The 14,913-nt window shown below is 64.0% G+C and carries 13 protein-coding genes; 9 read left to right on the plus strand and 4 right to left on the minus strand.

What is annotated here, in order from left to right; genetic code table 11:
- Positions 1–13: 13 nt before the first annotated feature.
- From AC56LR_RS04885 to AC56LR_RS04900, 4 genes are all read left to right on the plus strand, one after another.
- Positions 14–1,390, plus strand: coding sequence for a TAXI family TRAP transporter solute-binding subunit (locus AC56LR_RS04885; RefSeq protein ID WP_497128086.1), 1,377 nt, complete (start codon positions 14–16; stop codon positions 1,388–1,390).
- 251 nt (positions 1,391–1,641) lie between these two features.
- On the plus strand, positions 1,642–1,947 hold the full coding sequence (locus tag AC56LR_RS04890) for a type II toxin-antitoxin system MqsR family toxin (protein ID WP_497128088.1): 306 nt from the start codon (positions 1,642–1,644) through the stop codon (positions 1,945–1,947).
- Positions 1,948–1,952: 5 nt separating this feature from the next.
- Positions 1,953–2,354: a type II toxin-antitoxin system MqsA family antitoxin gene (locus tag AC56LR_RS04895; protein WP_497128090.1), complete on the plus strand. Its 402-nt coding sequence runs from the start codon at positions 1,953–1,955 to the stop codon at positions 2,352–2,354.
- A gap of 235 nt (positions 2,355–2,589) precedes the next feature.
- Entirely contained in the window at positions 2,590–4,542 is a 1,953-nt protein-coding gene (locus tag AC56LR_RS04900) for a CocE/NonD family hydrolase (RefSeq protein WP_497128092.1), read from the plus strand.
- A gap of 57 nt (positions 4,543–4,599) precedes the next feature.
- On the opposite strand, the gene AC56LR_RS04905 is transcribed toward AC56LR_RS04900, so the two are convergent.
- Together AC56LR_RS04905 and AC56LR_RS04910 are read right to left on the minus strand one after the other, a co-directional pair.
- Entirely contained in the window at positions 4,600–5,325 is a 726-nt protein-coding gene (locus AC56LR_RS04905) for a hypothetical protein (protein WP_497128094.1), read from the minus strand.
- Positions 5,322–5,780, minus strand: a complete 459-nt coding sequence (locus AC56LR_RS04910; protein ID WP_497128096.1) for a rhodanese-like domain-containing protein — start codon at positions 5,778–5,780, stop codon at positions 5,322–5,324. Before AC56LR_RS04910 ends, AC56LR_RS04905 begins: the two co-directional genes overlap by 4 nt.
- A gap of 290 nt (positions 5,781–6,070) precedes the next feature.
- Here AC56LR_RS04910 and glnA point away from each other — a divergent pair, with 290 nt between their 5' ends.
- From glnA to corA, 5 genes are all read left to right on the plus strand, one after another.
- Positions 6,071–7,486, plus strand: a complete 1,416-nt coding sequence (gene glnA / locus AC56LR_RS04915) for a type I glutamate--ammonia ligase (RefSeq protein WP_497128098.1) — start codon at positions 6,071–6,073, stop codon at positions 7,484–7,486.
- A gap of 159 nt (positions 7,487–7,645) precedes the next feature.
- Complete coding sequence (locus AC56LR_RS04920; protein ID WP_497128100.1) at positions 7,646–8,182, plus strand: DUF4124 domain-containing protein; 537 nt, start codon at positions 7,646–7,648, stop codon at positions 8,180–8,182.
- Positions 8,179–9,243: a nitrogen regulation protein NR(II) gene (gene glnL / locus AC56LR_RS04925; RefSeq protein ID WP_497128102.1), complete on the plus strand. Its 1,065-nt coding sequence runs from the start codon at positions 8,179–8,181 to the stop codon at positions 9,241–9,243. The genes AC56LR_RS04920 and glnL overlap by 4 nt, the downstream gene beginning before the upstream one ends.
- Positions 9,244–9,305: 62 nt before the next feature.
- Positions 9,306–10,775: a nitrogen regulation protein NR(I) gene (gene ntrC / locus AC56LR_RS04930; RefSeq protein ID WP_497128104.1), complete on the plus strand. Its 1,470-nt coding sequence runs from the start codon at positions 9,306–9,308 to the stop codon at positions 10,773–10,775.
- Between the two features lie 52 nt (positions 10,776–10,827).
- Positions 10,828–11,796, plus strand: a complete 969-nt coding sequence (corA, locus tag AC56LR_RS04935; protein ID WP_497128106.1) for a magnesium/cobalt transporter CorA — start codon at positions 10,828–10,830, stop codon at positions 11,794–11,796.
- A gap of 21 nt (positions 11,797–11,817) precedes the next feature.
- On the opposite strand, the gene AC56LR_RS04940 is transcribed toward corA, so the two are convergent.
- Together AC56LR_RS04940 and AC56LR_RS04945 are read right to left on the minus strand one after the other, a co-directional pair.
- Positions 11,818–12,711: an EamA family transporter gene (locus AC56LR_RS04940; protein ID WP_497128108.1), complete on the minus strand. Its 894-nt coding sequence runs from the start codon at positions 12,709–12,711 to the stop codon at positions 11,818–11,820.
- Complete coding sequence (locus tag AC56LR_RS04945; protein WP_497128110.1) at positions 12,708–14,324, minus strand: NAD(P)/FAD-dependent oxidoreductase; 1,617 nt, start codon at positions 14,322–14,324, stop codon at positions 12,708–12,710. Before AC56LR_RS04945 ends, AC56LR_RS04940 begins: the two co-directional genes overlap by 4 nt.
- Positions 14,325–14,913: the final 589 nt, after the last annotated feature.

Consider the following 14,913-nt stretch of genomic DNA (forward strand, 5'->3'; position numbering starts at 1 on the left):
CGTCAAGCGTGCGGTGACGCGCGTACGCCAATTCAGCATCGTGTCCCTGCGCGACCTCCTGACAGCAATGGGGCCGACCCTGCTGGCAGTCATCACGGTGGCGGTGCTGGCCTACCTGTGGGTCGATCCGGCCCCGCCGCGCAAGCTCACCATGGCCACCGGCCAGTTCAACAGCGCCTACGAAGAATTCGGCCGCCAGTACGGCGCGCGGCTGGCGCGCGACGACATCGCCTTGGCGCTCCAGCCTTCGCTCGGCTCCCACGACAACCTGCAGCGCCTGATCGAAGGCAAGGCCGACATCGCTTTCGTGCAAAGCGGCTCGACCGAAGACGGACAGGGCGCCGCGCGGCGCGACACCACCGGGCTGGTCTCGCTCGGCAGTTTGTTCACCGAACCGGTGTGGCTGTTCCTGCGCGAAGGCGCCCGCATCAACCACCTCACGGATTTGAAAGGCAAGCGCATCAACCTGGGGCCGGAAGGCACCGGCGTGCCGCGCCTGTTCCGCCAGGTGCTGGACGCCAACGGCATCGCCCCCGGCGAGCTGCGCATCGGCGCGCTGGAAAACACGCCGGCCACGATGGAGCTGCTGGCGGGCCGCATCGATGGCCTGGTCTTCTCGTCGGCGCCGGAAGCGCCGCTGATCCAGATGCTGCTGCAGACCCCCGGCATCCGGCTGTTCAACTTCACCCAGGCCGACGCCTATACCCGGCGCCTGCCTTTCCTGACCCACGTCGTGCTGCCGCGCGGGATCGTCGACCTCGGGCGCGACATTCCGTCCCAGGACTACCACCTGATCGCGCCGACCGCGACCCTGGTCGCGCGTGAAGACCTGCATCCGGCGCTGGTGGGCCTGCTGGTGAAGTCGGCCGGCGAGATCCACGGCAAGGCGGGCTGGTTCCAGCAGCAGGGCCAGTTCCCGTCGCCGAAATACACCGAGATCCCGGTGGCGGCCGAGGCGGCGCGCTACTACCGCGACGGGCCGCCCTTCATGCAGCGCTACATGCGCTTCTGGCTGGCCAACCTGTTCGAGCGGCTGTGGGTGGTGGCGGTGGCGCTGGCGGCCCTGCTCATTCCGCTCTCTAAAATCGTGCCGCCGATCTACGTCTGGCGCGTGCGCTCGCGCGTCTACCGCTGGTATGGCGAATTGCGCAAGGTGGAGCAGGAGCTCGAGGCCACGCAGCCGGAGGGGAGGGAGGCCGCGCGCGGAGGCCTGATGGGGCGCCTCGACGAGATCGAAGAAAGCGTCAACCATATCTCGATCCCGCTGGCCTATGCGGAAGAACTGTACCGGCTGCGCAGCCACATCAACTTCGTGCGCGAGCGGGTGCGCGGTACGATTGACCAAAATGGGAAGTCCGTAGCGTGGGCAGCTCGGGACAGAGATATGTAGCCCTGTCGCTCCACGCAGCGTTGATCGATGCCGTGACGTCAAGCATGAGTTTGATCGCTCATCCGCGTTACCCCCCCCCGCCTTCCCCAGATGGTGTCGAGGCCCCACCAGTGTCTGCGATTCAGCGGATACAAACACATTGACCATTCCTTGTCGGAGCAACAAATTAGTCCCGCGTGTATTTTTAACCTACTTGCTAAATTTCACCAAGTAGGTTAATATGTGAGTCATGAGCTACCCGACACCACCCAATGACCAACTACATCACTCCAACACACGATTTGGCGCATATGATTGCGCTGATAAAGCAGGAAAAGTATAAAACTACAAAGGTTGCCCGCGAAGGCGCCACCCAGTTAGGCCTTAATCTCGACCAAATGATCGCGGTCGTGGTCGATTTGCCAGCTAGGGGTAAGTTTTATAAGACGATGGAATCTGACAAGAATCCGGGTCATTGGATGGATGTTTATCATACACAAACGCTAGCAGGCGATGATGTGTATCTAAAATTGATGATACTAGACGGTGTATTGATTGTATCGTTCAAGGAGTTATAGCTAATATGAAATGCGAAAATTGTGGCACTTCCGAACTCATCCATGATGTGCGGGATGTTCCCTACACCTACAAAGGGGAGACTACGATTCTTCCCCATGTTGAAGGTGATTTTTGCCCATCTTGCGACGAGTCAATTTTGGCGTCGAGTGAATCTCGACGAACAATGGATTTAATGTTGGCGTTTAATCGACAAGTCAACTCTGCTGCGGTGGACCCGCAATTTATTGTTTCGGTTCGTAAGCGGCTTTCGCTGGATCAACGACAAGCTGCTGAAATTTTTGGTGGAGGCGTTAATGCGTTTTCTCGCTATGAAAATGGTAAAACAAAACCTCCACTTTCTACCGTTAAGTTATTGAAGCTATTAGACAAGCATCCAGAACTTCTTTCGGAAGTTATAGCAGCGTGATTCATTTGAATTGGTATCTAATTTTTTAAATTTCAGAAAACATATCTCCGGTACGTGGCACACGCTGCGCTAGCCTCGGCTAAATTTTGCTTGCTTGGCCTATCAGCAGCCTGCACTAACCAAGTCCTAAGCAGTTGCCAGTTCTATCCTCGTCGGACGATTTCTGCCAATTATTCCGCCTACCTTATGGGTTCGGCTAGACTGGCGGACTTTGTCTAGATTCCCCGAGGAAGCCATGATCCGTCGTCCCTTGTCCGCACTTGTGCTGGGTGTGTTGCTGGCCTGCGCCGCAGGCGCGCAAGCCGCCAGCCAGTCCAGCGCCGCTGCGGCGGATGCACCAAGCCAGAAGCGCAGCCCGCGCGAGGCCTATACCAAATACGAATACCGCATCCCGATGCGCGACGGCGTCAAGCTCTTCACCGTGGTCTACGTGCCGAAGGACGCTTCCAAAGCCTATCCCTTCCTGATGCAGCGCACGCCCTACAGCGCCGGTGTGGCGGCCCAGGGCGAGCAGCGCTACGGCGTGGACTGGTTCCCGCAAGCGCTCAGCCCCACGCCCGAGCTGGAAGATTCCGGCTACATCTTCGTGACCCAGGACGTGCGCGGGCGCTTCATGTCCGAAGGCGCCTGGCAGGAGATGACCCCGCACCTCAAGGCCAAGCGCGCGGCGGGCGAAGGGCAGGAGAGCGCGGACATGCACGATACCGTCGAATGGCTGCTCAAGCACGTCCCGAACAATAACGGCCGGGTCGGCATCTGGGGCACCAGCTATCCAGGCTTCTATGCCGCGGCCAGCATCATCGATTCGCACCCTGCGATCAAGGCCGCGTCGCCGCAGGCGCCGATCGCCGACCTGTACATGGGCGACGACTCCTACCACGGCGGCGCCTTCATGCTGGCGGCGAACTTCGATTTCTACGCCTCCTTCCTGCCGATGAAGAACCCGACCCTGCCTTTGCGGGACCGCCCCGGCTTCGACTACCGCGAAGCGGACGGCTACGACTTCTTCCTCAAGCACCTCACGCTGCCGAACATCCTCGCCACCATGAGCGCGGAGCAGCGCGAGCTGTTGGTGCCGACCATCGAGCACGACACCTACGACGAATTCTGGCGCTCGCGCGACATCACGCCGCACATGAAGAACGTCAAGGCGGCGGTGCTGACGGTGGGCGGCTGGTTCGATGCCGAAGACCCGGCCGGCCCGTTTGCGATCCATAAGGCAGTGGGGAAATATAATCCCGGCACGTCCAACGCGCTGGTGATGGGACCCTGGGTGCACGGCGGCTGGGCGCGCAGCGACGGCGCGCGTTTCGGCAACGTGTCGTTCGACGCCAGGACCAGCGACTACTTCCGGCGCGAGATCCAGTTCCCCTTCTTCGAGCAGCACCTGAAGGGCGTCAAGCCCGCGCGCATCCTGCCTGCGGTGACCGCGTTCGAGACCGGCACCAACGTCTGGCGCACGTATGCCGCCTGGCCGCCGGCGCCCGCCAAGGCGCGCACGCTCTACTTCGGCCCGAACGGCACGCTGGGCTGGCAGCAGCCGGCGGCTGCCGGCGCGGGCTACGACGAGTATGTGGCCGACCCGCGCAATCCCGTGCCCTACATCGGCTACGCGGCGCTAGGGGTGCCGCGCGAATACATGGTCTCGGACCAGCGCTTCGCCGCCACGCGGCCGGACGTGCTGGTCTACCAGAGCGAGGTACTGGACGAGGACGTGACGATCGCCGGGCCGGTGGCGCCGAAGATGTTCGTGTCGACCACCGGCACCGATGCGGACTGGGTGGTCAAGCTGATCGACGTGTATCCGGCAGCGTATCCGACACCTGGTGTGGAGCGCAAGGGCAACGACGTGGGACCGCCGGCGATCAACATGGGCGGCTTCCAGCAGCTGGTGCGCGGCAATCCGCTGCGCGGGAAATTCCGTAACAGTTTCGAAAAGCCGGAGCCGTTCACGCCGGGCAAGCAGGAGGCGCTGTCCTTCGAGCTGGGGCAGGTGAACCATACTTTCCGGCGCGGCCACCGCATCATGGTGCAGGTACAGAGCTCGTGGTTCCCGCTGGTGGATTTGAATCCGCAGACGTTTACGCATATTCCGTCGGCGAAGGCTGAGGATTTCAGGAAGGCGACGCAGCGGGTGTACCGTGCGCCTGGGGCGGCGTCGGGCATGCAGGTGTTCGTCATGCCGTAGGGTGGGCGGCTTCGCCGCCCGCGCGTTCAAATCACGTTAATGTTTCGGCACCGTGGTTCATCCCCGTTCGTTGAACGCGCGGCCGGCGGAGCCGGCCACCCTACCAAGCGCAGCGCGCACCGCGCGCCTGACCGTGGTCGCAGGAATCAGGTCCACGGCCAGCTTGCGCAGGCGCTCCGCCTCGGCATGCCGCCCGCGCTGCCCGAGCACCGCCAGCACCTGCCGCACGTCGTTCGCATAGATGTCGATCTGCGACGGAATATACATGGTGCGTCCATGCTGCCGGCGCCAGCGCGAGAACGCCTTCATCAGGAAGCGGCTGCGCTCGCGGATGGTCTCTTCGGGCGCGGGCAGCAGGCGTTCGGCCAGCGCGTAGTCGCCGGCGGCGATGATGGCCGGCAGGGCGATGTCGGCGCAGGCGAGCAGCAGGGCGGGATCGGCGCGCTCGAGTTGCACGCACAGGGCATGCGTCTCATCGCTCTTTCCCAGCTCGTCATTGATGGCCACCACGTCGTGGAACAGCCCGCGCTTGCCCTGGCCTGCCAGCAGGAGGGCCATGTCGCGTTGGCGCACGGCTTCCAGGGCTTCCAGTGCGGGCGGATATTCCTGCCCCAGGTCGGCCCACGCATACAGCGCATACGACAGGCGCACGCCGTACAGCGCCGGATCCTGTTCCAGTGCATGGTCGTGGAACCACTGGAACTCGCGCAGCGCTTCCTCATGCTGGCCGTCGCCCGCCAGTTCGCTGGCGGCGTCCAGGCGTGCCTGTGCATCCATCGTCACGCCCCGATCCACGGCAGCCCGGCCTTGCACCAGCCGCTGATCGTCTTGCGGTGGCCGTCGGCATCGCGGTCGCCCTCGAAGCCTTCCAGGATGTCGTAGGATTCGGCGAAGCCATGCTCGGTGGCGACCCGCGCGCCGTGGCGCGAGCGCACGCCCGAGCGGCACAGGAACAGCAGCACCTCGTCCTTGCGCGCGACCTGCTCGAGCTGCGCAGCGAAGGCGGGATTGGGCTGGCCGCCGGGATAGGTGGCCCATTGCACCGCCACGTGCTGGGACTCGGGTACGGCGGCGCGGCCGACCCAGTCGCGCTCGGCGTTGGTGCGCACGTCGACCAGCTTGGCGCGCGGGTCGAGCTGGAGCAGGGCGAACGCTTCTTCGGGCGTGACCGCGCCGGCATAGGGCTGGCCGGCGGCGCGTTCGCGGGCGGCGGCAAGAATGGCCTCAGGTGTGTTCATGATGGTTGTTCCGTCCTGGACAAGAAAAAGCGTTGCACCAACTTGGTTCGGTGTATCCTGCGCTGCGATGGTGCACGGTCGCCGCATTTGCACCAAATCGGTGCATGCATGCACCGGGGCACAGGCACCGGCTGATGACGATTGTATGGCCAAATATGCAGGCTTCCAACGAAGCTTATGGCATTTGCTCATAACGACAGCTTGGCATAGTTCATGCTTTGAAGTACACCATGTGGTCGCGCTACCGAGGATGTCGAGCGCGGTCCCCCCTTTTCAATCAGGAGATACGAATGGCAAAGACGGCTGCAGACGTAGTGCAAATGATCAAAGACAACGAAGTCAAGTTCGTTGATTTCCGCTTCGCCGATACCCGCGGCAAAGAGCATCACGTGACCGTTCCTGTCTCGCACTTCGACGAAGACAAATTCGAGTCGGGCCACGCCTTCGACGGTTCGTCGATCGCCGGCTGGAAGGGCATCGAAGCCTCGGACATGCTCCTGATCCCGGACCCGCTCACCGCCAACATCGATCCGTTCATGGAAGAGACCACCCTGTTCATGCAGTGCGACGTGATCGAACCGTCGGACGGCAAGGGCTATGACCGCGACCCGCGCTCGATCGCCAAGCGCGCCGAAGCCTACCTGAAGTCCTCGGGCATCGGCGACACCGCCTATTTCGGCCCGGAACCGGAATTCTTCATCTTCGACTCGATCCGCTGGAAGATCGACATGTCCGGCTGCTTCGTCAAGATCGATTCCGACGAAGCCTCGTGGTCGACCGACAAGGAAATTGAAGGCGGCAACAGCGGCCACCGCCCGACCGTCAAGGGCGGCTATTTCCCGGTCCCGCCGGTCGACAGCTTCCAGGACATGCGTTCGGAAATGTCGCTGATCCTCGAATCGATGGGCATCCCGGTCGAAGTGCACCACCACGAAGTGGCCGGCCCCGGCCAGAATGAAATCGGCACCAGGTTCTCGACCCTGGTCGAGCGCGCCGACTGGACCCAGAACATGAAATACGTGATCTGGAACGTGGCCCACAGCTACGGCAAGACCGCTACCTTCATGCCCAAGCCGATCAATGGCGACAACGGCTCGGGCATGCACGTGCACCAGTCGGTCTGGAAAGACGGCAAGAACCTGTTCGCCGGCGACGGCTATGCCGGCCTGTCGGAAACCGCATTGTTCTACATCGGCGGCATCATCAAGCACGCACGCGCCCTGAACGCGATCACCAACCCGGGCACCAACTCGTACAAGCGCCTGGTGCCTGGCTACGAAGCCCCGGTCAAGCTGGCCTATTCGGCCCGCAACCGTTCGGCCTCGATCCGCATCCCGCACGTGGCGAACCCGAAGGGCCGCCGCATCGAGACCCGCTTCCCGGACCCACTGGCCAACGTCTACCTGTGCTTCGCCGCGCTGCTGATGGCGGGCCTGGACGGCATCCAGAACAAGATCCACCCGGGCGAAGCGGCAACCAAGGACCTGTACCACCTGCCGCCGGAAGAAGACAAGCTGATCCCGACCGTCTGCGCTTCGCTGGAAGAAGCGCTCGAAGCCCTGGACAAGGACCGCGAGTTCCTGACCCGCGGCGGCGTGTTCTCGGACGCCATGATCGATGCCTACATCGAACTGAAGATGCAGGAAGTCCAGCGCTTGCGCATGACCCCGCACCCGGCCGAATTCGACATGTACTACTCGGCGTAATCGTTCAGGCAAGCCGGCTGTCGCGCCCAGGCGTCAATGGGTGTAAGCAGCGGTAACAAACGCGGGGAAAGCGAGGGCTTTCCCCGCGTTTTTTCATGCTTGATGTATAGTCGGGCCGGACTACAATGACTGCACGTTTATTGTGCAAATTAATTTCTGATGGGAACGACAATTATTTCATTCCACCGTCTCGCCGGCGTCCTGGCCATACTCGGGTCCGGCTTGCTGCTCTCGACCGCCGCACAGGCCCAGGTCTACAAATGCGTGGATGACCAGGGCCGCGTCGAATTCACCGACCAGAACCGCCGCGGCTGCAAGCAGCTCGAGAGCCTCGCGCCGGTCGCGGCGCCGGCGCCGGTACGCGCCTCGGCGCCGATTCCCGCGGTGCGCCCGCCCAACCCGGGCAACGCGGGACCTGCCGCCGCGGCGACCCCGGCCAGCTTCCCGCGCGTCGACACGGCCCAGCAGCGCGCGCGCGACGACGACCGCCGCGAGATCCTCAACGACGAGCTGCGCCTGGAAGAGAAAAAGCTGGCCGACCTGCGCCGCGACTTCAACGGCGGCGAGCCCGAACGCCAGGGCAACGAGCGCAACTACGCCAAATACCAGGAACGCGTGGCCGGCATGCGCGCCGAGATCGGCCGCACCGAAAGCAATGTCGCCGCGCTGCGGCGCGAGATCGCCAATATCAAATGAGTCCGACAAGCCGGTTCGCGGGCCTGGACCTGCTGGCCTCCAGCGTGCTGCTGGTCGGCCCCGAGGGGGAGGTGCTGTACGCGAACCCGGCGGCCGAGAACCTGCTCGAGCTCTCGCTCAAGTCGCTGCAGCGCTGCCCCTTGCCCGAGCTGTTCGCCAACGGCCTTGAACTGGCCGCCCTGTGCGCCCAGGCGCTGGCGCACCAGTATGCCGACCTGCGCCAGGACCTGACCCTGCACCGCAGCGGGCGCGAGCCGCTGCACGTGAACAGCATCGTCAGCGCACTGGGCGAGGGCGAGCTCCTGATCGAGCTGCGCGAGAACGTCCAGCAGCTCAAGCTGGATCGCGAAGAGCGCATCCTCGACCAGAGCCAGGCCAACAAGGAACTGATCCGCAACCTGGCCCACGAGATCAAGAATCCCCTCGGCGGCATCCGCGGCGCGGCCCAGCTGCTCGAGCTCGAGCTGCCGCCGCTGCACCTGTCCCAGCTGTCCGAATACACGCAGGTGATCATCAAGGAGGCCGACCGCCTGCAGACCCTGGTCGACCGCCTGCTGGCGCCGCACCGCAAGCCGCATATCGTCGGCGACGTCAACATCCACGAAGTGTGCGAGCGCGTGCGCAGCCTGATCCTGGCCGAATTCCCTTCGGGCCTCACGATCCGGCGCGACTACGACGCCTCGATCCCCGAGTTCCGGGGCGACATGGAGCAACTGATCCAGGTGGTGCTGAACATCGCCCACAACGCCGCCCAGGCCCTCAAAGGGCGCATTGCGGCCGGGGACGCCGAGATCGTGCTGCGCACCCGGGTGGCGCGCCAGGTCACCCTGGCCAAGGTCCGTTATGGGCTGGCATTAGACTTGCATATCATCGACAATGGACCGGGCATCGCGCCCGAGATACGCGACCGCATTTTCTACCCGCTGGTGTCGGGCAGGGATGGCGGCAGCGGCCTCGGGCTGACGCTGGCGCAGACCTTCGTGCAGCAGCACCTGGGTGTGATCGAGTGCGAAAGCCGGCCTGGACTGACGGATTTCCGGATACTGCTGCCCCTGCCATAGGCGGGCGCCGGTAGCCGCCGTGAGTCCCCATTGCACATCCATATTGCGGGAACCACGACTACATGAAACCAATCTGGATTGTCGACGACGACGCATCGATCCGCTGGGTGCTGGAAAAAGCCCTGGCGCGCGAGAGCCTGGAGACCCGCAGCTTCGCCAACGCGCGCGACGCGCTGGCCGCCTTCGAAACCGATACGCCGCAAGTGCTGGTGTCGGACATCCGCATGCCGGGCGAATCCGGCATCGACCTGCTCGGCGCCGTGAAAGCGCGCCATCCCGGCCTGCCGGTCATCATCATCACCGCGTTTTCCGACCTCGATTCGGCGGTCGCCTCGTTCCAGGGCGGCGCTTTCGATTACCTGGCCAAGCCCTTCGACATCGACAAGGCCGTCAGCCTGATCCGGCGTGCGCTGGAAGAGAGCCTGCGCGAAGCCAGCGTGGAAGCCGCGCCCGCCGAGACGCCCGAGATCCTCGGCCACGCCCCGGCGATGCAGGAAGTGTTCCGCGCGATCGGCCGCCTGTCGCAGTCGAACGTGACGGTGCTCATCACCGGCGAATCGGGCACCGGCAAGGAACTGGTGGCGCGCGCCCTGCACAAGCACAGCCCGCGCGCCCAGCAGCCCTTCATCGCCCTGAATACCGCGGCGATCCCGAAGGACCTGCTCGAATCCGAACTGTTCGGCCACGAGCGTGGGGCGTTTACCGGCGCGCAGGCGATGCGGCGCGGCCGCTTCGAGCAGGCCGAGAACGGCACCCTGTTTCTGGACGAGATCGGCGACATGCCCTTCGACCTGCAGACGCGATTGCTGCGGGTGCTCTCGGACGGCCACTTCTACCGGGTCGGCGGGCACCAGCCGGTGAAAGCCAATGTGCGCGTGATCGCGGCCACCCACCAGAACCTCGAGCAGCGCGTGCGCGATGGCCTGTTCCGCGAAGATTTATATCACCGCCTGAACGTGATCCGCCTGCGCCTGCCGTCCCTGCGCGAACGCAGCGAAGACATCCCGGTGCTGGTGCGCCACTTCCTGGTGCAGAGCGCACACCAATTGGGCGTCGAACCCAAGCGCATGAGCGAGCCGGCCATGCGCTACCTGGCCGGGCTCGAACTGCCGGGCAACGTGCGCCAGCTGGAAAACCTGTGCAACTGGATCACCGTGATGGCGCCCGGCCAGACGGTCGAGGTCAAGGACCTGCCGCGCGACCTGATCCAGGGCCAGGCCGCACCCGGCATCCTGTTCGATGGCGACCCGGCGGGCATCCCGGCCGCCCCGGGCGCGGCGCCCGCGGCTACGCCGTCGCTGCCGGAAGGCTGGATCGGCCTGCTCGAGCTGCAGGCCGCCGGCATGCTCAGCGCCGGCCAGGTCGATGTGATGGACACGCTTGGCCGCCAGTTCGAATCGGCCCTGATCAAGACCGCGCTCAGGCACACGCATGGGCGCAAGAACGATGCCGCGATGCGGCTCGGGATCGGCCGCAACACGATCACCCGCAAGATCGTGGAGCTCGGGATCGACGGCGCGCGGGAAGAGTAGGGCCGATGGTGTAAGCTGGCGCATCGTGTATTAACCGTCCCTATCCCTATTCATGTTGATTAATTGTGTCGCCTACCAGGAAGGCAAGAAGCTGTCCGACATACCCGTCGAGGACATCAGCGAATACCTGAAGCAACCGGAAACCTTCGTCTGGGTTGCCCTGCGCGACCCGGATCACGATGAAATCGCCACGATGCAGGAAGAATTCGGCCTGCACGAGCTGGCCGTCGAGGACGCAACGCGCGGCCACCAGCGCCCCAAGATGGAAGAATACGGCGACTGCGTGTTCGTCGTTGTACAGATGGTCGAACTTGCCGGCGACGAACTCAGTGTGGGCGAACTGTCGGTGTTTGCAGGTCCTAATTACGTGTTGTCGGCAAGGCGCGACGCCAACGAGGGATTTCTTGGCGTACGCGCGCGCGCCGAGCGTGAGCCCCACCAACTGCGCAAGGGAGCGGGCTTCGTGCTGTACGCACTGGTCGACTCGGTCGTGGACCGCTATTTCCCCGTGGTCGACATGCTCGACTCCGAGCTGGAATCGATCGAAGATCACATCTTCGGACAGGTAGGCGAGCAGCGCGCCAACGTCGAACGCTTGTATGCGCTCAAGCGCAAGTCCCAGGTGCTGCGCCACGCCGTCATTCCGCTGATGGATGCCGTAGGTCGACTGTATGGTGGACGGGTGCCCGGCGTGGTCATCGAGACGCAGGAGTATTTCCGCGACGTGCATGACCACCTGTTCCGCATCGCGGCGCGGCTCGACGCAATCCGCGACACCATCAACACCGCGATCCAGGTGACGCTGTCGATGGTGGCAATCGAAGAAAACGACATCAGCAAGAAGCTGGCCGCGTATGCGGCGATTTTCGCCGTGTTCACTGCGTTCGCCGGGGTATGGGGAATGAACTTCGAATTCATGCCTGAACTGAAGTGGAAATACGGCTATCCGGTGGCCCTCGCCACCATCGCCATCGTGTGCGGCTACCTGTACTGGCGCTTCAAGAAATCCGGCTGGATCTAGCATGTTGGGCGGCTCTGGCCCTTATCGGGATTGCGCCGCGCCGGCTTCGCCGCCCACCCTACTGGCCGTGGCCGCGGCCCCGCCGCAGGCCACGATCACCAGCGCAATCGCCAGCCACTGCATGCCTGTCAGCCGCTCCCCCAGCACCAGGTAGCCCGCCAGCGCCGCAAAGGCCGGCCCGGCACTGACCAGTATCCCGAACACCCGCTGCGGCAGACGGCTGAGGGCCGCCATCTCCAGCGAATAAGGCAGGGCGCTCGAGAGCACGGCGACGGCCAGCCCGCCCGCCAGCACCCGCACGTCGAGCAGGCCGGCGCCGGCGTGGAACACGCCGACCGGCACCGTGAACAGCGCCGCCGCCAGCAGTCCCCAGGCCACGGCCTGGCTGCCGTTCATGCTGGAAACCCGCTTGCCGAACACGATATACATCGCCCAGCAAAAGGCCGCGCCCAGCGCGTACAGGACCCCAAGCGGATCGAGCGGCGGCACGCCCTCGTGGAAAGGCGCCAGCAGCCACAGGCCGAAGGCCGCCAGCGCCACCCAGGCGAAGTCGCGCGCACGGCGCGAGGACAGCACCACGACCGCGAGCGGGCCCACCACCTCGATGGCCACCGCCACGCCGATCGGAATGCGCTCAAAGGCGCCGTAGATGAGCAGGTTCATGCAGCCCAGCATCAGGCCGTAGACCAGTAAATTGAATGCGTCGCGGCGCGCGGGGAGGGTGCGCCAGGGCCGCACGATGGCCAGCATCAGCAGCGCGGCCAGGCCGACGCGCACGGCGGTGACGCCTTCGCTGCCGACCAGCGGGAACAGCCCCTTGGCCCAGGCGGCGCCGGCATTGACCGACACCATCGAGGCCAGGATCGCCAGGCCGGGGCCGAGCGTGCGGGGCGGGCTTCCCGCCGCAGCCGTCACGCAGCCATCGCCAGCGCCACCGCTTCGGCCACGCGGATGCCGTCCACCGCCGCCGACATGATGCCGCCGGCATAGCCCGCGCCTTCGCCGGCCGGGAACAGGCCGCGCGTGTTCAGGCTTTGCAGGTCGCCGTCGTTGCGCTTGATGCGGATCGGCGAGGAGGTGCGGGTCTCGACGCCGGTCAGCACCGCGTCTTCCTTGTAGTAGCCCTTGATCTGCTTATCAAAAGCCACGAAGGCTTGGCGCATCGCGACGATCGCATATTCCGGCAGCGAAGGGGCCAGGTCGGTCAGGTGCACGGCCGGGCGGAAGGACGGGATCACCGAACCGAATTCTTTCGACGGCACGCCACGCACGAAGTCGCCCATCAGCTGGCCCGGCGCGTCATAAGTGCTGCCGCCCAGCAGGAAGGCGCGCGACTCCAGTTCGCGCTGGAAGGCGATGCCGGCCAGCGGGTGGCCCGGATAGTCTTCGGGCGTGATGCCGACCACGATGGCGCTGTTGGCGTTGCGCTCGTTGCGCGAATACTGGCTCATGCCGTTGGTGACGACGCGGCCTTCTTCGCTCGATGCCGCCACCACGGTGCCGCCCGGGCACATGCAGAAGCTGTAGACCGAGCGCCCGTTGGAAGCGTGGTGCACGATCTTGTAGTCGGCCGCGCCCAGGATCTTGTTGCCGGCGTTCGGACCGAAGCGGCAGACGTCGATCAGCGACTGCGGGTGCTCGACCCGGAAGCCGATCGAGAATGGCTTGGCCTCGATGTAGACGCCGCGCTCGTAGAGCATCTCGAAGGTGTCGCGCGCGCTGTGGCCGATGGCGATGACCAGGTGGCGGGTCGGGATTTCCTCGCCATTGGCCAGGCGTACGCCCTGGACCTGGCGCACGCCGTTTTCCTCGCTGACATAGATGTCGTCCAGGCGGGTCTCGAAGCGAATCTCGCCGCCCAGCGAAATGATCTCGGCGCGCATCTGCTCGACCATCTTCACCAGGCGGAAGGTGCCGATGTGCGGCTTGCTGACGTACATGATTTCTTCGGGCGCGCCCGACTTGACGAACTCGGTGAGGACCTTGCGGCCGTAATGCTTCGGGTCCTTGATCTGGCTGTACAGCTTGCCGTCGGAGAAGGTGCCGGCGCCGCCTTCGCCGAACTGCACGTTCGACTCGGTATTGAGCTTGCGCTTGCGCCAGAAGCCGAAGGTATCCACGGTGCGCTCGCGCACCACCTTGCCGCGCTCGAGCACCAGGGGGTTCAGGCCCATCTGCGCCAGGACCAGCGCCACGAACAGCCCGCAGGGACCGGTGCCGACCACGATCGGGCGCGGCGTGCCGGGGGCAGGCTTGCCGGCGGCGACGAACTTGTAGCCGGTGTCGGGCGAGGGGCCGACGTGCTGGTCCTTGCCAAAGCGCGCCAGCACGGCCGCTTCGTCGCGCAGCTCGGCGTCGATCGAATAGATCAGCACGATTGCCGACTTCTTGCGCGCATCGTAGCTGCGCTTGAAGACCGTGAAGTCGACCAGTTCGTGGCTAGCGATGCCCAGGCGCGCCAGGATGGCCTCGCGCAGGGCGGAATCGGGGTGGTTCAGGGGGAGTTTGAGGTCGCTGAGTCGGAGCATAGGTAGGGGCGTGGTTGCTAGTGAGGCAACAATAAAAAGACGGGCCAAACCGCTATTTTACCCAAAGCCCGCTGCCACGGAGGAAGAAGGCAGCCCTGGCGGCAAGGAAGCCTCCGGCGGGCCTGTCCCTTTTCTCTCCCTTTCGATGGGGCAATCGAATATGTATGAAATGATAACGTTGTTTGCCTACAACGCTCGGGATGCAAATATTTGGAGGCCCCAGCCCATGCGCGCCGAATTTTTGTTGCCGTATTGACCAGATCGGCTGATATACAGATCTTTGCGCGATCAGGACGCTAACTACGCGCAAGTACCGGCCATCGTGCGGCGTGTTGCGCGTATTTACCCGGCGCAAGTTGTACCGGCTCCAGCATCCCGGTAATGCATCAGTTCGTTAAGCGTCGATGAAGATTGCAGCCAATATGTTGTTTTCGACCCAGATCGCTCCGGGTGCTCAATTGACACTTTTACCAGCGGTATGGTTTTATGTATAAATTCAAATAACGTTTACGTTCAATTTACAGTTATTTGAGGCTAGTCGTACTAGTGGTCGGGGTACGAAAGAACGGCACCGCCGAAAAGCGGTGGA

The organism is Telluria sp. ZT3P39 (assembly GCF_059685935.1).

What these genes read in the sequence shown, in the direction of transcription:
- glnL (WP_497128102.1), top strand. Translation starts at nt 8,179, where the DNA reads ATGAGTCCGACAAGCCGGTTCGCGGGCCTGGACCTGCTGGCCTCCAGC.
- AC56LR_RS04890 (WP_497128088.1), top strand. Translation starts at nt 1,642, where the DNA reads ATGACCAACTACATCACTCCAACACACGATTTGGCGCATATGATTGCG.
- AC56LR_RS04895 (WP_497128090.1), top strand. Translation starts at nt 1,953, where the DNA reads ATGAAATGCGAAAATTGTGGCACTTCCGAACTCATCCATGATGTGCGG.
- corA (WP_497128106.1), top strand. Translation starts at nt 10,828, where the DNA reads ATGTTGATTAATTGTGTCGCCTACCAGGAAGGCAAGAAGCTGTCCGAC.
- ntrC (WP_497128104.1), top strand. Translation starts at nt 9,306, where the DNA reads ATGAAACCAATCTGGATTGTCGACGACGACGCATCGATCCGCTGGGTG.
- AC56LR_RS04910 (WP_497128096.1), bottom strand. Translation starts at nt 5,780, where the DNA reads ATGAACACACCTGAGGCCATTCTTGCCGCCGCCCGCGAACGCGCCGCC.
- AC56LR_RS04900 (WP_497128092.1), top strand. Translation starts at nt 2,590, where the DNA reads ATGATCCGTCGTCCCTTGTCCGCACTTGTGCTGGGTGTGTTGCTGGCC.
- AC56LR_RS04945 (WP_497128110.1), bottom strand. Translation starts at nt 14,324, where the DNA reads ATGCTCCGACTCAGCGACCTCAAACTCCCCCTGAACCACCCCGATTCC.
- glnA (WP_497128098.1), top strand. Translation starts at nt 6,071, where the DNA reads ATGGCAAAGACGGCTGCAGACGTAGTGCAAATGATCAAAGACAACGAA.
- AC56LR_RS04920 (WP_497128100.1), top strand. Translation starts at nt 7,646, where the DNA reads ATGGGAACGACAATTATTTCATTCCACCGTCTCGCCGGCGTCCTGGCC.